This is a genomic window from Lacibacter sp., assembly GCF_057361365.1.
In genome coordinates, this window is sequence record NZ_JBMQSG010000007.1 from 507,882 (window position 1) to 525,784 (window position 17,903).

A 17,903-nucleotide genomic window follows, 5' to 3' on the forward strand; every position below is an offset into this window, starting at 1 on the left:
ACAAAGCAAAATTTCAAACCCTTATAATTTACCTTTTAGTCCAAAAACCTAAGTTTTTCGTGCTAATCAAACCATCATTGATTTACCTTTTTTAAAACCAACTTTTATGGCAGTTTCTAAATCAACCGAAAAAATCACAAACATTATCGTTTCCGCAGGTGCAGCAGTTGTAATCTTCGGAGCGTGGGCCAAGATCCTCCACCTTTCTTTTGCAGATATGATGCTTACCGTAGGTCTGTTGACCGAGGCGGGTATCTTCGTTGTATACGCTTACCTGGCGACGCAAGGCTATGGTATGCATGATGACGGCCATAAAGTTGCAGGTCCTGCAGGAACTCCGGCATTAGCATCTTTAGATAAAATGATGACTGAAGCAGATATTACTCCTGCAAACCTCCGCAGCCTTGGTGAAAACTTCCAAAAGCTTAACAGTACAGTTGGTGGTATTAAAGATGTTAGTGATGTTGTTTCTTCTACCGGTCAGTTAAGTGCATCTTCAAAAGAAGCTGCAAAAGTATTGGATGGTATGAAAGATGCTTACCAGCAAGCTGCATCAACAGTTACTTCATTCAACCTTGCTGCAGAAGGTACAAAAGCATACCATGAGCAAGTACAGGTTATGACAAAGAATCTCGGTTCTTTAAATACGATCTACGAATTAGAATTACAGGATACCAATAATCACCTGAAAGCAATGAACAAATTCTACGGTAACCTTACACAAGCTTCTGAAGCAATGTTGGGTAGTGTAGATGATGCGAAAAAAGCGCAGGAACAAATTGGTTCTTTAGCGAAAAACCTCGGCACCTTGAACAACATCTACGGAAATATGATCAATGCAATGCAGGGACGTTAATTATATGAATCAACAGATGAACCAAAACTATTTCCTGATTTAAAACCAAAATCCGAAAAAGATGGCACTACCTAAAGAGCCCCGGCAGAAGATGATCAACCTGATGTACCTCGTGTTAACAGCATTGTTAGCATTGAACGTATCAGCTGAGATCATCAACGCATTCAAAGTAGTAGATAATAGTCTTACCACTACAAATTCCGTTGTTAACCGTTCTACAGAAACGATCATGGAATCGTTTAAACTGAAGCTTGCCGCACCTGAATCAAAAGCGAAAGCTGAAGTATGGATGCCAAAAGCTGAAACTGCTGTAAGGTTAACAAAAGAGGTTACCGATTATATTGAGCAATTAAAATTAAAATTGAAAGTTGAAGCAGGATATGATCCAAAAGATCCTGAATCAAAATTCAAAGAAGATAATGTCGACATCGCTACCCGTATCATGGATAAGCAGGGTGAAGGCGAAAAACTCAGAGCTAAATTAGACCAGTATAAAAAAGCTATGCTGGCTATCGATCCTGAAGTAGCTAAAATGTTTGAAAAGAATCTGCCGATCAATACTGAAATTCCTAAGTCAAATACCCGTCAAATGGGTAAAGTAACCTGGGCATCGGCTTACTTCCACATGACACCTACTGTTGCGGCATTAACCATGCTCAGCAAATTCCAAAACGACGTTAAAACAACTGAAAGCCGTTTTGTAAACGAATTTCATAATCGTGTTGGACAAGTAGTGGTTCGTTTTGACGCATTTGAACCAATTGTTGGTTCAAGTTCAAGTTACCTTTTCCCTGGCCAGGAACTTGAAATTACTGCAGGTCTTGGTGCTTTCAGTAAAAGTAAACTTCCTACGGTTTCAATCGCCGGCGCCCCGGTTGAGTTGAACGAAAAAGGTATGGCTGTTAAAAAGATTAAAGTTGGTAGCACAAGCGGTTCAGTAAAAGTTCTTGTAAACTATACCGACCAGGATGGTAACCCACAATCGAAAGAAACAGAAATCGCTTATACTGTTGGTACTGCAACTGGTGCTTTTGTAAGTGCTGAAAAAGTAAAAGTATTATACATTGGTTTAGATAATGAACTCGCTGTGAGTGGTGGCAACGTGGGTGATGAAAAAGTAAGCGTAAGCATCAATAATGGTTCTTTGAGCAAAATTGGCCCTGGCCGTTACGTTGCAAAGCCAAATACACCCGGTAAAGCTATTGTAACAGTTAATTCTGATGGAAAGCCAAGTAGCTTTGAATTCAGGGTTAAAACAGTGCCTGATCCAGTTGCTGTAGTAGGTGCAAGTAAAGGTGGTCGTATCCAATCAAACGTATTTAAAGCACAACGTGGTGTTAGAGCTGATCTTGAGAATTTTGTATTCGAAGGTGTTCAGTTTAACGTTACAGGATATGTGATCTATTTAACTGGTGCTGGTTTTCCTGATCCTCAGTTTCGCCAGGTAAGTGGTAACTCGTTTGATGCTGTACAAGATTTGATTAATAAAGCTAAACCAGGTACAACGGTAACGCTTGATGAGGTAAGAGTTACAGGTCCGGGTGGTTCCAGGAGGATTCCTGGTATCTTCTTTAACCTTTATTAATTGTATTCTGATATATTATTTGAAAGAAATTTGCGTTTAATCTGAATAAAACTGGCAAAATGAAAATGAAAAACCTGGGTTTTGGTCTTGCTACTCTTCTGTTGATTGCAACAGGAGATGCCACTGCACAGCAGCGGAAAAAAACCACCCGCAAGACAACTACGCCTACGCAGTCATCTGGCTATGGTTCTTCGGGCTATGGTACTCCCACCCAGCAGCAACCTACGCAGCAGAACTCGGCATATGGTAATAATAACCAGCAACAACAAAGCAATCAGCCGCAGGCAAATATTCCAATTGTTGTCGTTCCAAAATCTGGAAATAATTCAATGGATACAGTAATTCCTTCTTTAAGGAATGATGCATCTATTGAACGTAACCTTATCAAAGATCGTCAGCCATTGGCTTATGAACATATTCGTGAAGACGATGCGGTTTATCGCCAACGTGTTTGGAGAGAAATTGATACTCGTGAAAAAATGAACCTTCCTTTCCGTTATGCAGCTGATGAGGATAATGGCAACCAGCGTTTTATTGCTATTATCCTGAAAGCGATCCGTGAGAGGGAAATCACAGCATTTGATGCTTCGCTCGATGATAGGTTTACTACACCTCTTACCCCTGCTAAAGTAATGGAAACATTTGCGGGTGGTGTAGATACAGTGCCTGTTTACGACATGCAAGGTAATATTGAGCGTTATGAAGTGCGAACTCGTGAATTCGATCCTGATAGCATCTACCAGTTCCGTATAAAGGAAGAATGGGTGTTTGATAAAGAATCGTCAAGAATGTTTGTGCGTATTTTGGGTATTTCTCCCATTAAACCACAGTACACATCTTCAGGCCAGTTTATTGGTATGATTCCAATGTTCTGGATTTATTATCCCGATGCACGTGGCGTTCTTTCACGCTATGAAGCTTTCAACGGTAAAAACTTCGGCGCCCGTATGACATGGGAAGAATTGTTTGAAAACCGTATGTTCAGTAGCTACATTACTAAATCAACAATGGACAATCCATACGATCGCCGTTTGAAAGATTATATCAAGGATCCGATCCTTCGCTTACTTGAAGGTGAAAATATCAAGGATAAGATATTCAATTACGAGCAGGATTTGTGGTCGTACTAAGCAAATAAAATTATTTTTAAAACCGCCTTCAGGGCGGTTTTTTTATTTAGTTCATTTTCCGGAATAGTATTTTAAGCCGGGTTCACACGATAAATTCCGTTGATGACTACAGCGAAAAAATGCGTAACAATCTTGAAAAATACCCGCTTTGAAGTATTGCTTTTATAGTAACTGTTTGTATCTTCGTTACGGTTTTTCATAGGATATTGGATTTTAAAGACGGGGCTGGATTTCTATCCTGGCCCCATTTTTTTGTCTTTACTCTTCATTTTTTTCCTTCAGTGCTTGTTGCACCAGCAGTGCTTTACTTTCTCCTACCAGCGCTGCAACATCTTTAAGAGAAGCGTTACGAATATTATTCAGCGATTTAAATTCTTTCATTAGTGTTTCAATCGTGGCTTCACCAACGCCTTTAATATCATCCAGCTGCGTTTTAAAAGCACCTTTGCTTCGTTGAGCTCTGTGAAAAGTTATACCGAAGCGATGTACTTCATCCCTGATCATTCTGATCAATCGTAACGACTCACTATTGTAACCAAGCTTCAATGATTCTTTGTCGCCAGGGAAAAATATTTCTTCCACATTTTTAGCAAGCCCCACCACCGTCATTTTATTCTCAAGGTTCAATTCTTTTATACTTTCCATGGCCGACGAAAGCTGTCCCTTGCCACCATCAATGATCACCAGTTGTGGTAGAGGTTTTTCTTCGTCAACTAACCGTTTGTATCGGCGCATCACTACTTCTTTCATTGAAGCGAAGTCATTAATGCCCTGCACAGTTTTAATATTGAATTTGCGATAATCCTGTTTACTTGGTTCTCCGTTTTTAAAACACACCATTGCTGCTACAGGGTAAGCTCCCTGGAAATTTGAGTTATCAAAACATTCGATATGCAAGGGCAATTGAGGTAAATGAAGATCATCTTTTAATTGCTCAATAATCTTTAGATTACTTTCTTTTCGTTTATCTGTTAACTGTAATATTTTTTTGCGTTTGTATTCTTCAAAAAAGATAGCAGCATTTTTTTGAGATAGCTCCAGCAACTTTTTCTTTTCCCCTGCTTTCGGCACGGTGATCTTTAGTTCTTCATCGAGCAATTCAATTTCAACAGGCACAATTAATTCCGGCGATAAACTTTCGAACTTATTACGGATATAACTCACAGCAAACTCAAGTATTTCTTTCTCACTTTCCCCAAGCCTGCTTTCAAGTTGCAGGTTTTCAGTTTGAATAATGCTGCCGTTCTGCACCATCATATAATTCAAAAAGGCTTTTTCTTCATCTATCACAAGTGAGATAACATCAGCATCACCAAGTTTAGGATTAACTACAGTTGAAGTGGCACGGTAACTTTCTAAGTGCTCAATTTTTTTCCGGTTGATCTCTGCTTTTTCAAAATTAAGATCAGCAGCAAACTGTTTCATCTCTTCTTTCAAATGCCTGATGACAGGAGATAGATTTCCTTTCAGAATATTTTTTACCTGTTCAAGGTTTTCCTTGTAATCTTCCATTGATTGCAATCCTTCACAAGGCCCTTTACAATTGCCCAAATGGTATTCAAGACATACTTTGAATTTCCCTTTCTTAATATTTGCTTCGCTTAGATTGAGCTTGCAATTACGAATGGGAATATGCTGTCGTATAAAATCAATGAGATCACGCACCTTAGCAACGGACGTAAATGGGCCGAGATATGTTGAGCCGTCAATTATTTTTCGCCGGGTAAGAAAAACACGAGGGTATGCTTCGTGTTTAATAACAATGAAAGGATAACTTTTGTCATCTTTCAGATCAATATTAAAAACCGGTTGAAATTGTTTGATGAGTGAATTCTCTAAAAAGAATGCATCCTGCTCTGAATTAACAACAGTAAACTCAATGCTGTTAATACGACGAACCAGTTCCTGTGTTTTGTATGATTGAAGTGTTTTGTTAAAGTAAGATGAAACACGTTTACGCAGGTGTTTGGCTTTACCAACATACAATAACTTTTTATCTGCATCGTAATATTTGTAAATGCCAGGTTGTGCAGGAATGCCAGGTAAAACTTTTTTTAATTCAACTTCCGTCATGATCAATTGTCTTCACGATCGTCCCAGATCACTTTTTCTGTAACGATTGTTTCAGGTTCATTTTTCTTAGCACGTGCTGTAATGAGGACAAAACTTTTATTATGCTTCCAAAGTAATTGCTGCGTAAATAGTGAGTCGCCTTTCTCTTCATGACGAATAAGATATAACTGGCTGATCATTTCCTTTTCGGGGTTGACATAAATATCAACTCTTGATACTGGTAATTTTTCATTTTCAGTCTCATAAGTAATAGTCACTGTTTCAATGGTAGCATCAGCAAAGGAGGTTTCTTTGAAGTATTTTTCAAAATTCTTTTTCTCCAATTCTTTAACAAGGAAGGGCTGAATAATTGCCCTTACCTGTTCTTTGCTGATGAATTGAGAATCGGTATAAATGCTGTCTTGTTGTACGTTTACTTTGAGGAAAGCAAAAGGAACAGAATCGATATATTTTAATTGTCCTTTCAGATAGGAGGAGACATCAATAAAATTCTTAGGCTCTTTTTTCTGATTTTTACAACTGGTAAATGTAACCAAAGCAATAGCAAATACTGCAGCAAAGAAAAAACGTATCATGCTGTAAAAATATCGAAAACTATAGTCGGAAAAATGCGGGTGGTCTAATCAACCCAAATCATTTGAGGGTTTTAACGATCCCGATCCGGAAACCATAATCAACTAAATGTTCTTTGATGGGATATCCATCCTGAGAATTCGAAAATAACTGGTAACGTAGCTGTGGTCCCGCCTGTAATTGAATATCCTTTAAATTCCAGCGGAGGAATGTTTCAAGTGAAGTATTAAGATTAAGGTTACTTAACAGATCAGGCGCTTTGATATATTTCTCTGAATTCCCGGTTAGCAGGTAGCCAGAAGCGGAAAGGAGATAGGTTGGCTGAATATTGGTTGCGAACTGCCATTGCAATTTTCTTTTGCCTGCAAGCTTAAATTCAAGGCCAACGGGAAGCGATAGTTGGTAAGTTTCATTTGCAACCTCATCACTTTTATAGAGGCCGTTGTTATTTTGGCTACTCAGTGAGGTGACACGTTGAATTACGCCAGTGTTGTTGTTCATGACAACAGTTGCCACTTGTGGATTTGATCTGTACAAATCAACATTATAACGAGTGTAATTAATTTGAATGCCGGTTCTGAAATTAATGTTTTTAGTCCAAGGTAAAAGAATTGCTGCCCCAAACTCTACACCAACAGAAGGGCTATGCTTGGCGATCTTTTCGGGGTCTTGTTGCCAAACATTACCGAAGGTGAGTTTGTTGTCACTATAGAGCACACGATAACTGGCAGAAGACGCTATGTAAAATTGTAATTGTCTTTTTGGCTTCGGAACCGTTATTACTGGCAGTTCTACGTTGGCAGTTAAAGTTGCTTCAGTTTGAGCTGGTTCGTTTAATGCCGAAGGTTCACTCACTGTAACATCAGTAACCTTATCTTCAGCAATAGTATTTACAACAAGAGAAGGAACTATTGAATTTTGTTCAATATCAATTGTGGCCTTTGTGAGAGATTGCATCTCTTCAACGTTTGGAAGCACAGGGGCTGTTTCAGTTTGCTGATTGTTGATTTCATCAGCTTCAGTTTCGATTGCTTCAGCAGAAATTGTTGCCGGTAGTTCAGAAGAAACAGGATTTATTTTAATGGCCGCTGTAATTGGAATAACCTTCGCAGTATTTTTTATTGCTGGAACAGTAGTGACAGGAAGTTCATTGCCATCCACAAAGTTTGAAATAATGGGGGCTTTGCGATCTTTCGTGGTTTGCTCATCGGAAATAGAAATGGCAAAGCCCAACAAAAGAGCAGCACTTAAGCCAATTGACTTGAAATTGAAAAGATTGTTTTTAGGATGAATTCGTTTCTGAATATTTTCCCACGACTGCTGGGATGGGTACATACGATACTCATCTGCGCTGTCCTTCAGCATTTGTTCAAAAGATTCGTCCTGGTACATAAAGCGCTCCATAATCAGTTTTTGTTTTGGTTGTACGGATTATTAAAACCGAGCATGGGCTGCTGCTACCCATTCACCCTGTTTCTGCGGCCGGAAAATGATTTTTTTCTGTACTAAAATCTGTTCCAGCATTGCTTTGGCTCTTGTGTATTGCGATCGGCTGGTACTTTCTTCAATATCCAACATCGTTGAAATTTCACGATGTGAGTACCCGTCGATTGCAAACAGGTTCAAGACCGTTCGGTAACCAATGGGCAACATTCGTATGCACTCGATTACCTGTTTGGCCTGAATGATCGAAGGAACACTATCTTCTCTTACCTGCAACGTATGTGCCTGGGTAATATCCACACTGTCATTAAACTTCTTGTGCTTTTTAATGTGATTAATACATGTGTGAACAATAATGCGCCTGATCCAACCTTCAAAAGAGCCTTTGTTTTGAAACTGATGAATTTGTGTGAATACCCTGATAAAGCCTTCCTGCAACATATCTTCCGCATCTTCCCGGTTACGGGCAAAACGGTAACAAACTGCCAGCATTTTAGGGCTATACTTACTGTATAGTTCCTGCTGTGCGGCGGGCTGATTTTTCAGACATGCTTGTAAGAGTGCTTCCTCAGTCATTCACAGATGGGTTTGCAACCCTCAATTTAGACAAATTAATTGAAACTACTGCTGCATTCCTTTTAAAAAAAGCAGCAGTAGTTTTCACAAAAGCGGAGCTTAAAGTTCAACCCGGGCAGCTATAATAAAATTTCTGCCTGGTGCTGAAAAGCCGGAAGCAAAGTAGCGGTAGTTACGGTCGAAAATGTTTTCGATGGCAAACTGAAGGGTTACAGGTTTAAAGCTGTAAGATGTGCGAAGGTTAAATGTGATCCAGCCGGGCATGCCATCTGCAGTTGCATATTGTGCATTGTCCTCGCCATCGGCATTGTACTGATCCAGTTTTTTCCATCCGTTGTATAAAGCAAATACTTCAGCCATCACCTTATTTTTTTGATAGCTGATACTTGTTTTACCAAACACCGGCGGAATATGATCTAAAGGTTTTGATGAAACTTTCTTGCTCACTAATGCATAACTGCCATCGCTTTGTTTTTCGTAAACAGAAGAGTTCTTATTCTGGTCTGTTTCAAAGCGACCTCTTGTAAAGTTGATCTGGCTACTGAAAGTGATGTACTTTGCAACTGTAGCATATACCGCAGCTGATACACCATACAAATAAGCTTTGTTGGCATTGGTATTAGCAAGCACCTGGCTTCTTACACCGTTGTAATCAATGGAGTCCTGACCATTTAACCGATAAGGAGCTTTTACCAATGCATTCCTGAACCAGGTATAAAATGCACTCACTTCTATACGAACACTATTAGAAATGGTTTGACTGATGCCAAGATCAATATTGTATGTTCTTTCCGGTTTTATTTCGGCATTAGGCACTACTACTTGCCGAGCCGCAGTACTTGATTCAAAGATTTTCGCCAGGTCATCCACGTTAGGCGCACGGAAACCGCTGGCAAAATTGACACTCAGTTTTGTTCCCGAAACTGGTAAGTAAACCAATCCAACATTTCCTGTAACAGTTGTATTGTTTTGATTGATTTCAGTAAACGGTAAGCTGAAAAATGAATTATCGGCAATGGTTGAATGAAGACGAATGGTTTGTAATCGCAGGCCATCATTCAGCACCAATTTTTTGTTCTTGAATTTGTAGATGTGTTGTGCAAACAAACCAGCATTCAGCTGGGTATTATCTCCGTTCGGATATCTTGTATCTAATTTTTGAGATGCACCCGTATTGATATTCACTCTTAATGCTGTTGATTTCAATGTATTGAATTGCCCATCGGCACCGAGTGTTAACTCGTTACTACCCCAGATCTTTCTTGTATCTAATACAAAACCTGCCACGTTCACTTTTTCAACTCTTCCATCTAAACGATCATACCGACGATAATCTCTTGTGTACCTGCTTTCTTCAATTGCCTGGTAGTTAAGATTAAGATTGATATTATCGAACCAACCTGCTTTTGCAATACTTAAATCGTAAGCTGCAAGTAAACGCTCCTGCGGCCCATAATACCATTCTGCATACCGCAAAGTGCCATTACGTTTATCCTGCAAACGATCATAACGGGGAACATTCGTTGTAGTGGAGTATTGAACATTCAACGAATGCGAAACTTTTTCTGATTGTTTGAACAACAGTTTTTGCAATAGATCCCATTGTTTGTAACCCGAAAATTTTTGCACCTGCGGATCAGGATTTTTTACAACAGAATCAATTCCATTGATACGTGTCATAAAAGAATCTCTGCGACCGAATGTTAGATAATCATCATTATAATTCTTACCCATCATCATATCGCCAAAATCACTGTAGGTAAATGATTGCAGCCAGGCAAACTTTTTCCATCCGAGGTTAATGTCTTCGTGTACTGTTGTTTCGTTGTTGGCAGAACTGTAACGTACAAAACCGGAACCCTTTACAAGTGTGGTACCATTGTTTGATAAAACGGGATCTTTTGTACGAAAGTGTACCACACCACCTAATGCATCACTTCCATAGATAGTTGATGCAGGTCCATACAACACCTCCATACTTGAAAGCATATTTTGGTCAACAGTTATAGCATTTTGTAAATGTCCCGCCCGATAGATAAGATTGTTCAAACGAACACCATCCACTACAAGCAATACACGACTTGCTTCAAACCCCCGGATAACAGGGCTGCTCCCGCCTTGCTGACTTTTTTGCACGAATACATTACCGGTATTCATCAACAGATCGCCTGTATTTTGAGCGTTTACTTTGCTGATATATTTTGAACTAATAACATCAATACGTTGTGCAATATTTAATTTCTTTTCGGGAAACTTGCTTGCACTGATCACTACTTCTGAAAGTTCTCTGGTACTATCGCTTACTGGTTCCTGCGCATGCGCACACAACCCCGCAATGCTTGCCAGGAAGACAAATATTATTTTTCTCATTCTTTTGGTTTGACAGAATATAAATACATAGTATCCGCAAACAAGATCGCATACAGGATCTCATTGCAGATATCATTTCTTAAACTTGATTAAAATGTATTTACGCTGGTCGTGGTGGAGGAGTGAGAAAACCCAGGAAAGGGGAATGATAAAAAGATTGCCGAAACAGGTTTTTTGAAATGCCTGTTCCGGCTGTATAAATAAAAACGTTAGCTGATTCAGATGGTAATGCCAATGCAGAAAGAAATTGCACTGTTTGTTTTGACTGTTTTGATTGCTGCTCCGATTGTTGATGGATCATTCGCTTTAACGCTTTCTCTTTTGCATCGTACAAACCGGTAAGAACAAGCTCATCACCATCAACAACTATTTTCTTTACATCAAACATTTCAGTACCAAGCACACACTCTTTATTGGGTTTTACCCATTGAACAGAACTTGCTTTTACACGAATGCTGACAAGTTGTTTTTTTTCTAACTCTTCCAGCATTTCCTGTTGAACATAAATTTGATTGAGCTGTAACAAAACAGGAGAAATCATCGGCAAACCGAAGCCAATGAGTAAACAGATCGCAGTTATCGTTCTGATAATTTGCATTATTGGATCAACACATCGCCAGTCATTTCTTTAGGGATTGGCAACCCCATCATTGTAAGAATGGATGGTGCAATATCTCCCAATTTCCCCGGTTTAACGGTTCCTTTCCATGAACGGTCGATCACAAATAATGGAACAGGGTTAAGCGTATGCGCTGTGTTAGGTGTACCATCTTCGTTGATCATATAATCGGCATTGCCATGATCGGCTGTAAGAAAAACAGTATAACCATGATTCAATGCTGCAGTTACAACACGCTTCACGCATGCATCAACTGTTTCAACTGCTTTAATAGCAGCTGGAAAAATACCGGTATGTCCTACCATATCCGCATTCGCATAATTCAAACAAATAAAATCCGCTGTTTCATCTTCAATCTCGGGAACAATTGCATCGGTTACTTCAACGGCACTCATTTCCGGTTGCAGATCGTACGTAGCAACTTTGGGAGAGGGGATCATGATGCGTTTCTCGCCTTCAAATGTTTTTTCTCTGCCACCGCTAAAGAAGAAACTTACATGCGGATATTTTTCTGTTTCAGCTATACGAATCTGTGAGCGATTATGCATTTCCAACACTTCGCCCAATGTTTTACTGAGGTTGTCAGTTTCAAATATCACATGCACATTGTTATATGTTTTATCATACTCCGTCATTGTGGTATAGTGCAGGTTGAGTTTGTGCATCGCAAACTCCGGCATATCAAATTGTGTTAACACCTGTGTTATTTCACGACAACGATCGGTACGAAAATTAAAACAGATCACGGCGTCACCATCTTTAATCGACGAATCAACTGTGTTGCTGTTAATGATTGGTTTCAGGAATTCATCTGTTACGCCGCTTTCATAAGAAGCAGCAAGCGATTTTAATACATCCGTCGATTTTTCACCAACTCCCTTCACCAAAGCATCATAAGCAAGCTTAACACGTTCCCAACGTTTATCACGGTCCATTGCATAGTAACGACCGGTTACTGATGCAATAACTCCCGTAGTGGCAGCAAGATGATTTTGAACTTCAGTTAAATAAGCTAAACCACTTTTAGGATCGGTATCACGACCATCGGTAAACGCATGAACGAACACGTTGCTGAGTCCTTTTTGCTTGCATAAACTTGTAATGGCTTTCAGGTGACTTGTGTGTGAATGCACACCACCATCACTCACAAGCCCGATAATATGTAGAGGTTTTTTATTCGCAATGGCATAATCAATGCTGTCGTTAAGGGTTTTATTTGCCGCTAGCTCACCGCTGCCAACGGCAACATGAATACGCTGGAGTTCCTGGTAAACAACACGACCAGCACCAAGGTTAAGATGACCTACTTCACTATTGCCCATTTGACCATCGGGTAAACCCACTGCTTCGCCGCAGGTAATCAACGTGGTATTTGGATATTGGCTGTAAAGACTACTAACAAACGGTACATTGGCATTTTGGATGGCATCGGCTGAAGGCACTTTTCCCAGGCCCCAACCGTCCATTATCACGAGAATTGCTTTTTTCTTTGTCATACGGCCAAAATTACTTTATTTGGGTTAAAATCATTTGTTTAGAAGGGCTGACAACTAACAGCCCACTTTGTGCGTCTGAATAGTGTTTTTATGGCATGTTTTTCGTTATAAATCAGTAAATCTAGCGGTATGAAAACAAAGAACCATTTTCTACAAATAGCCACCTTGTTTATCCTGGCTGTGTTTACAGTTTCGTTTACACAGAAGGATGATATTGTGGCCGCCTTAAAAACGGGTAATGTCGAAAAAATGTCGAAGTATTTCGACAATACGATTGACGTAACCGTTCCGGGCAAAAGCAATGCTTTTAGCAAGGGGCAGGCAGAGTTGGTGATCAAAGATTTTTTTAACCTGAATAAGGTAAAGAATTTTGAATTGCAGCACTCAGGCAGTAATCCTTCATCAAACTTTATTATTGGTAACCTTTCAACAGCAGGTGGCACTTATCGTACAACTGTTTATATGCGCACAAAAGGCGACAAGCAGTTGATACAGGGTGTGGAGTTTGAACAAAAAAATTAAGCAAACGGGAAGTTAAGTACTATAAGCCCTTCGCTCTGCGGAGGGCTTTTTCGTATGCATTTTGTTGAAAAAATTTTCATGTACGTTTGTGGCATGGTAGCAAACTATGATGAACTGTTGCAGCAACTTATTGCTTCAGCTTTAAAAGAAGATATTGGAGAAGGCGATCATTCAACCCTTAGCTGTATTGCTCCCGAAGCAAAAGGCAAAGCTGTTTTGAAAATAAAAGAAGCAGGTGTGCTTGCCGGAATGAAAGTAGCAGAATCCATTTTTCGTTTTCAACAGCCGGATATTGTTTTTCATCCCCACAAAAAAGATGGCGACCTGATGGAGTTTGGTGAAATTGCTTTTGAAGTAGAAGCAAGTGTACATACCATTCTTCAATGCGAACGCCTGGTGTTAAATTGCATGCAACGCATGAGTGGAATTGCAACGCTTACAAAAACTTATTCAGATAAATTAGCTGGGTATAAAACCCGCATTCTCGACACAAGAAAGACAACTCCTAATTTTCGTTTGCTTGAAAAAGAAGCTGTGGCAATTGGCGGAGGATACAACCACAGGTTTGCATTATACGATATGATTATGTTAAAGGACAATCACATTGATTATTGCGGCGGAATTGAAGCAGCCATTGAAAAAGCATATTCGTATGTTCAGCAGGTGAAGCCGGGATTGAAAATAGAAGTGGAAACAAGAAATATTGACGACGTAAAAAGAGTATTGGCTACAGGCAAAGTTGATCGCATTATGTTAGATAACTTTACACCTGAACTCATTAAAGAAGCAGTTGCACTAATAAGTGAAACTGTAGAAACAGAAGCAAGTGGCGGCATTAACCTTTCAAATATTCAAACCTATGCAGAAACAGGTGTTGACTATGTGAGCGTAGGTGCACTTATTCACCAGGCACGTAGTCTCGATTTAAGTTTAAAAGCAGTTGGAGAAAGTAAATAAAGTAACCATGAGTAAGAAAGTTAAACCCGACAGCAGAGGGTTTGTATTTAGCACTGACCCCAATTTCAGATTCGAAGAAGAAAACGAACAAATAGAAACCCTGGCGCCGGCTTTGCAAAATCTGCGTGTAAAATTGGAAACAAAGCACCGGGCTGGAAAGATGGTTACACTTGTTGACGGATTTGTTGGCACGGCCGAAGACGCAGAGAAACTGGGCAAACAGCTCAAGAATGTTTGTGGCACGGGTGGTTCAGTAAAAGAAGGAGAAATTATTGTGCAGGGCGATCAGCGGGATAAAGTAGTGCAATACCTGCTTAAGAATGGTTACAGTAAAACAAAAAAGTCGGGATGACGTTTAGTGATGAACCAAACATGGTTTTAATTACTTTTACAATACACATAAGTGAACCAAACTATCTAACCAGTGATGTCAATCATTCTTTTAGGTGCATACACAGCCCGGCTTGAGCTGTTTAAATTCTTCTTTTTCCTGGCCTTTGGTGCCCTGGTGTGGAGTTTCTTCCTGTTTTATGATGCTTCAGGCTCATCTGCCCGTCGACGTAAAAAGAAAAGGGCCATTATTTTAATGATCGTTTCTTCCTTATTAGTTGCTGGTATGTCGGTAACATGGTTGTTGAGTAAAACCAATATGGGGTGGTGGTTCGATAAGTGATGAGGTTCAGTAACTATTGCGGGATATATTCATCATCCTCATTTAATCTTCTTTCCTCTCTTCATCATTACGGAAATAACTTAATGCACCGCTTGGACATTTGTTCACCTGATCAATAATTTGCTCCGTTGATGCAGCATTTGCATCTATCCATGGCCGTTTCCTGGGGTTAAACACTTGCATTAAACCTTTCCAGCAAAGTGTGGAATGAATACAGGTGTCGGGTTTCCACACAATCGTTATTTCTCCGTTTGTATAGCTGTGTGTTGACTTTGGCATGCAGATGGTAGTTGTTTTAGGAGCCATTCATCATCTCAATGGCTGCAGTTCTCTAAAAATCGATTATTTTTATTGTAAATTAAGATATGGTATTTAAAATTTCAGAAGGCGTAAAGGTAAGTGTGGAAACATACTACCAACCAGATTACAGCGATCCGGTTGCCGCTGAATATATGTTTGCCTATCGTATAACCATTGAAAACAATAATACGTTTCCTGTAAAACTATTGCAACGGCAGTGGAATATTTTCGATAGTAACGGATCCTATAAAGAAATTGAAGGGGAAGGAGTGGTGGGGGTGCAACCTGTTATTTTGCCGGGAGATCAATATCAATATGTTAGTGGCTGCAATCTTAAAACTGAGATGGGAAAAATGGAGGGCAACTACAGCATGGAAAACCTGCACACAAAAAAGCAATTTAAAGTGAACATACCCATGTTTGAAATGATTGCACCTTTTAAAAATAACTAATCTGTTATTTTAACAGTATTGCTGTGTATAGTAGCCATACACAACTGATTTCATCATTTTTTTGAACTACCTTTACACACTGCATTTTGCAGCTTGTTTCAATGGCTAAAGTTACTTTCAATAATAAAAATTCGGTTTTCTTTTCTGATCTCAAGCAAGCAGTAGAGAATTATTTTTTGCATACAAATACCCGCAAAACCGGCAATTTCAAGCTTTATATTAAAACAATTGTTTTAATACCGGCGGCAGTGCTTATCTATATTCTTTTATTAACGGTGTCAATGCCTGCGTGGCTATCGTTGTTGTTGTGTGCAATACTGGGTGTTGTATTTGCAAGTATTGGTTTTAATGTAATGCACGATGCTAATCACGGAAGTTACAGCAGGAAAAAGTGGGTGAATAATTTATTGGGTTATACTATAAATGCCTTGGGCGGAAATTCATTTATCTGGAAATTCAAACACAACATTATACATCACACCTATACAAACGTTGATGGTGTAGACGATGATATTGCCCGCAGCCCTTTAATGCGTCAATGCCAAACCCAGGTGTGGAAGCCGGCTCACAAGTATCAACACATTTATGTTATATTTCTTTATGCAATTTCTTCTTTAGCCTGGGCAGCTTATCTTGATTTTGATAAATACTTCAAGCGAAAAGTGAATAGCACACCCATGCAAAAAATGAAAGTGAGTGATCATGTCATTTTTTGGGTGAGCAAGTTGTTGTATGTATTTTTCTATGCAATATTACCGATATGGGTGCTTGGGTTTACACCGTGGCTTATTGGTTATCTGGTAATGGAAATTGTTCTTGGTTTTGTATTGGCCATTGTTTTTCAACTGGCGCATGTGGTGGAAGAAACAGAATTTGAATACGCAGGACCAAATAATACATTGCTTATCGAAAATGAATGGGCTGTTCATCAGGTAAAGACAACTTCAAATTTTGCCCCCCGCAATAAAATTGTATCATGGCTGGCAGGTGGTTTAAACTACCAGGTGGAGCATCATCTTTTTCCACGAATCAGCCATATTCATTACCCGGCAATCAGCAAAATAGTGCAACAGAAATGTGAAGAGTATAAGTTGCCTTACAATTCTATTTCAACTATGCGTGCTGCAATTGTTTCTCATTTTCGTATGATGAAACAAATGGGCCGTCCTCCGCAAACTGCTTAATGTGGTTTATATCCCGATTCGTTGTAAATGATTTTGTTCGGCGTTTTCATTAATTGCGGTAGCGTAACAGCAGCATTTTTTTTCATGTAAGACTTTACAATTTTCCAGCCGAGAAAGGCGCCAATATTTCCCGGGCTTTGTTCGGGCATTCCTTGTGTTGTTGGGCCGTCGGTAATAAAATTCTGAATGCGTGAAGGATCAATTTCATAAAGCAGGTTTTGCTGGATGAAGAAATTGTAAACGCTGCGTTCATTGTCTTCACACCAATCGAGTTGTTTTCCTGTATAGCCTATCAATAATGTATCATTGGTATTAGGAAGAAAGTGACTTAAAACGTAAAGGCGTTTACCTTTCTCAACAAATCGTTCAATGAGCGGATAGCGATTACTGCTATCAGGATAAAGGTCGTCAATCACTAATGTAAACACATCGCTGGCAATAAACTCTTTCGAAAACCTGCGGCTACGATATAGCGGCGCAATGCTGCTGATATAGCCCGCATCGTTATAAATTGAATATTCCTTTCCTAAATAAAATTGCAGACCAATAGCGAGGAAGTTTTCACCCAGGTAATTAGGGCTGGGTTCATTGTTACTCATCGGTGCCAATGCATCCATCGGTCCAACGGTAGTAATAATGGTTGGAATTTGGTACAACGGAAAATAATGTTTTACATATCGAAAACCGGTGGTGAGTTCTTCTGTGGTATTGCTGAAATTCTTGTATAGCTTTTGTGAAGCATCGTAGACAGGTTTATTAAGATGCAAAAAGCGTTTGCTGCCTTCAAATGCCAGGGCATTACTGTCAACTACGTGTCCAAGTCCCAACACATGATTAATAAACAGCGCAAGGAAGGTGGGATATTTTTGTTGTAACTGTTGCAGACCTTGTTTCGTGCTGTTGCTGTCAACAGCAAAAAAGTCCTGTTCAAAACGTTCCACTTTAAGATCAACCTTAATGCCCGAAACATCAGGCGCATTCGTTTTGTCATTACAAGAAAAAATGGCTACAAGTAGAAAAAGGGGTAATAAATTTTTCATGCTGTTCACTAACGGAATATTCATGTGTTAATTGTTCTTGTTTTTTGCCACATA

At 39.5% G+C, this 17,903-nt stretch carries 19 protein-coding genes; 9 read left to right on the plus strand and 10 right to left on the minus strand.

Translation table 11 applies throughout. The features are described from left to right. Positions 1–106 precede the first annotated feature (106 nt). The 3 genes from porL (at position 107) to porN (ending at position 3,571) form a co-directional block, all read left to right on the plus strand. Positions 107–856, plus strand: coding sequence for a type IX secretion system motor protein PorL/GldL (porL, locus tag ACO1QW_RS06910; RefSeq protein WP_486256960.1), 750 nt, complete (start codon positions 107–109; stop codon positions 854–856). A gap of 61 nt (positions 857–917) precedes the next feature. Next, complete coding sequence (porM, locus tag ACO1QW_RS06915) at positions 918–2,441, plus strand: type IX secretion system motor protein PorM/GldM (protein WP_486256962.1); 1,524 nt, start codon at positions 918–920, stop codon at positions 2,439–2,441. A gap of 59 nt (positions 2,442–2,500) precedes the next feature. Beyond that, positions 2,501–3,571 (plus strand): type IX secretion system ring subunit PorN/GldN, encoded by a 1,071-nt coding sequence (porN, locus tag ACO1QW_RS06920; RefSeq protein ID WP_486256964.1) that lies wholly within the window; start codon positions 2,501–2,503, stop codon positions 3,569–3,571. Between the two features lie 71 nt (positions 3,572–3,642). Here the strand turns inward: porN and ACO1QW_RS06925 are convergent, their stop codons facing one another. From ACO1QW_RS06925 to gpmI, 8 genes are all read right to left on the minus strand, one after another. Next, positions 3,643–3,771, minus strand: coding sequence for a hypothetical protein (locus ACO1QW_RS06925; RefSeq protein ID WP_486256966.1), 129 nt, complete (start codon positions 3,769–3,771; stop codon positions 3,643–3,645). Between the two features lie 58 nt (positions 3,772–3,829). Continuing rightward, the gene (gene uvrC, locus ACO1QW_RS06930; RefSeq protein WP_486256968.1) at positions 3,830–5,644 is read right to left on the minus strand and encodes an excinuclease ABC subunit UvrC; all 1,815 of its coding nucleotides are present in this window, start codon (positions 5,642–5,644) and stop codon (positions 3,830–3,832) included. A 2-nt stretch (positions 5,645–5,646) separates the two neighbouring features. After that, positions 5,647–6,219 (minus strand): hypothetical protein, encoded by a 573-nt coding sequence (locus ACO1QW_RS06935; RefSeq protein WP_486256970.1) that lies wholly within the window; start codon positions 6,217–6,219, stop codon positions 5,647–5,649. Between the two features lie 58 nt (positions 6,220–6,277). Continuing rightward, entirely contained in the window at positions 6,278–7,621 is a 1,344-nt protein-coding gene (locus ACO1QW_RS06940) for an outer membrane beta-barrel protein (RefSeq protein ID WP_486256972.1), read from the minus strand. A 30-nt stretch (positions 7,622–7,651) separates the two neighbouring features. Beyond that, complete coding sequence (locus tag ACO1QW_RS06945; protein ID WP_486256974.1) at positions 7,652–8,236, minus strand: RNA polymerase sigma factor; 585 nt, start codon at positions 8,234–8,236, stop codon at positions 7,652–7,654. Positions 8,237–8,335: 99 nt separating this feature from the next. Next, positions 8,336–10,606, minus strand: a complete 2,271-nt coding sequence (locus ACO1QW_RS06950; RefSeq protein ID WP_486256976.1) for a TonB-dependent receptor — start codon at positions 10,604–10,606, stop codon at positions 8,336–8,338. Between the two features lie 100 nt (positions 10,607–10,706). Next, positions 10,707–11,204: a hypothetical protein gene (locus ACO1QW_RS06955; RefSeq protein WP_486256978.1), complete on the minus strand. Its 498-nt coding sequence runs from the start codon at positions 11,202–11,204 to the stop codon at positions 10,707–10,709. Beyond that, positions 11,204–12,721: a 2,3-bisphosphoglycerate-independent phosphoglycerate mutase gene (gpmI, locus tag ACO1QW_RS06960; protein WP_486256979.1), complete on the minus strand. Its 1,518-nt coding sequence runs from the start codon at positions 12,719–12,721 to the stop codon at positions 11,204–11,206. Before gpmI ends, ACO1QW_RS06955 begins: the two co-directional genes overlap by 1 nt. 129 nt (positions 12,722–12,850) lie before the next feature. Between gpmI and ACO1QW_RS06965 the strand changes: the two genes are divergently transcribed. The 4 genes from ACO1QW_RS06965 (at position 12,851) to ACO1QW_RS06980 (ending at position 14,873) form a co-directional block, all read left to right on the plus strand. Further along, entirely contained in the window at positions 12,851–13,243 is a 393-nt protein-coding gene (locus tag ACO1QW_RS06965; protein WP_486256981.1) for a DUF4783 domain-containing protein, read from the plus strand. 78 nt (positions 13,244–13,321) lie between these two features. After that, the gene (nadC, locus tag ACO1QW_RS06970) at positions 13,322–14,200 is read left to right on the plus strand and encodes a carboxylating nicotinate-nucleotide diphosphorylase (protein ID WP_486256983.1); all 879 of its coding nucleotides are present in this window, start codon (positions 13,322–13,324) and stop codon (positions 14,198–14,200) included. A 7-nt stretch (positions 14,201–14,207) separates the two neighbouring features. After that, positions 14,208–14,552, plus strand: coding sequence for a translation initiation factor (locus ACO1QW_RS06975; RefSeq protein ID WP_486256985.1), 345 nt, complete (start codon positions 14,208–14,210; stop codon positions 14,550–14,552). Between the two features lie 75 nt (positions 14,553–14,627). Beyond that, positions 14,628–14,873, plus strand: a complete 246-nt coding sequence (locus ACO1QW_RS06980; protein WP_486256987.1) for a hypothetical protein — start codon at positions 14,628–14,630, stop codon at positions 14,871–14,873. A 42-nt stretch (positions 14,874–14,915) separates the two neighbouring features. Here ACO1QW_RS06980 and ACO1QW_RS06985 read toward each other — a convergent pair whose 3' ends face one another. Beyond that, a complete protein-coding gene (locus tag ACO1QW_RS06985; protein WP_486256989.1) occupies positions 14,916–15,152 on the minus strand; it encodes a (4Fe-4S)-binding protein in 237 nt (78 codons plus the stop codon). 86 nt (positions 15,153–15,238) lie between these two features. On the opposite strand from ACO1QW_RS06985, the gene apaG reads away from it, so the two are divergent. Together apaG and ACO1QW_RS06995 are read left to right on the plus strand one after the other, a co-directional pair. Next, complete coding sequence (apaG, locus tag ACO1QW_RS06990; RefSeq protein ID WP_486256991.1) at positions 15,239–15,625, plus strand: Co2+/Mg2+ efflux protein ApaG; 387 nt, start codon at positions 15,239–15,241, stop codon at positions 15,623–15,625. Positions 15,626–15,726: 101 nt separating this feature from the next. Next, positions 15,727–16,809: a fatty acid desaturase family protein gene (locus ACO1QW_RS06995; protein ID WP_486256993.1), complete on the plus strand. Its 1,083-nt coding sequence runs from the start codon at positions 15,727–15,729 to the stop codon at positions 16,807–16,809. Here ACO1QW_RS06995 and gldB read toward each other — a convergent pair. Next, a complete protein-coding gene (gene gldB / locus ACO1QW_RS07000; RefSeq protein WP_486256994.1) occupies positions 16,806–17,873 on the minus strand; it encodes a gliding motility lipoprotein GldB in 1,068 nt (355 codons plus the stop codon). The two genes, ACO1QW_RS06995 and gldB, sit on opposite strands and share 4 nt — an antisense overlap. Positions 17,874–17,903 lie beyond the last annotated feature (30 nt).

Coding starts and splice junctions, on each gene's coding strand:
- porL (WP_486256960.1), top strand. CDS start 107: ATGGCAGTTTCTAAATCAACCGAAAAAATCACAAACATTATCGTTTCC.
- porM (WP_486256962.1), top strand. CDS start 918: ATGGCACTACCTAAAGAGCCCCGGCAGAAGATGATCAACCTGATGTAC.
- porN (WP_486256964.1), top strand. CDS start 2,501: ATGAAAATGAAAAACCTGGGTTTTGGTCTTGCTACTCTTCTGTTGATT.
- ACO1QW_RS06925 (WP_486256966.1), bottom strand. CDS start 3,771: ATGAAAAACCGTAACGAAGATACAAACAGTTACTATAAAAGCAATACT.
- uvrC (WP_486256968.1), bottom strand. CDS start 5,644: ATGACGGAAGTTGAATTAAAAAAAGTTTTACCTGGCATTCCTGCACAA.
- ACO1QW_RS06935 (WP_486256970.1), bottom strand. CDS start 6,219: ATGATACGTTTTTTCTTTGCTGCAGTATTTGCTATTGCTTTGGTTACA.
- ACO1QW_RS06940 (WP_486256972.1), bottom strand. CDS start 7,621: ATGGAGCGCTTTATGTACCAGGACGAATCTTTTGAACAAATGCTGAAG.
- ACO1QW_RS06945 (WP_486256974.1), bottom strand. CDS start 8,236: ATGACTGAGGAAGCACTCTTACAAGCATGTCTGAAAAATCAGCCCGCC.
- ACO1QW_RS06950 (WP_486256976.1), bottom strand. CDS start 10,606: ATGAGAAAAATAATATTTGTCTTCCTGGCAAGCATTGCGGGGTTGTGT.
- ACO1QW_RS06955 (WP_486256978.1), bottom strand. CDS start 11,204: ATGCAAATTATCAGAACGATAACTGCGATCTGTTTACTCATTGGCTTC.
- gpmI (WP_486256979.1), bottom strand. CDS start 12,721: ATGACAAAGAAAAAAGCAATTCTCGTGATAATGGACGGTTGGGGCCTG.
- ACO1QW_RS06965 (WP_486256981.1), top strand. CDS start 12,851: ATGAAAACAAAGAACCATTTTCTACAAATAGCCACCTTGTTTATCCTG.
- nadC (WP_486256983.1), top strand. CDS start 13,322: ATGTACGTTTGTGGCATGGTAGCAAACTATGATGAACTGTTGCAGCAA.
- ACO1QW_RS06975 (WP_486256985.1), top strand. CDS start 14,208: ATGAGTAAGAAAGTTAAACCCGACAGCAGAGGGTTTGTATTTAGCACT.
- ACO1QW_RS06980 (WP_486256987.1), top strand. CDS start 14,628: ATGTCAATCATTCTTTTAGGTGCATACACAGCCCGGCTTGAGCTGTTT.
- ACO1QW_RS06985 (WP_486256989.1), bottom strand. CDS start 15,152: ATGCCAAAGTCAACACACAGCTATACAAACGGAGAAATAACGATTGTG.
- apaG (WP_486256991.1), top strand. CDS start 15,239: ATGGTATTTAAAATTTCAGAAGGCGTAAAGGTAAGTGTGGAAACATAC.
- ACO1QW_RS06995 (WP_486256993.1), top strand. CDS start 15,727: ATGGCTAAAGTTACTTTCAATAATAAAAATTCGGTTTTCTTTTCTGAT.
- gldB (WP_486256994.1), bottom strand. CDS start 17,873: ATGAATATTCCGTTAGTGAACAGCATGAAAAATTTATTACCCCTTTTT.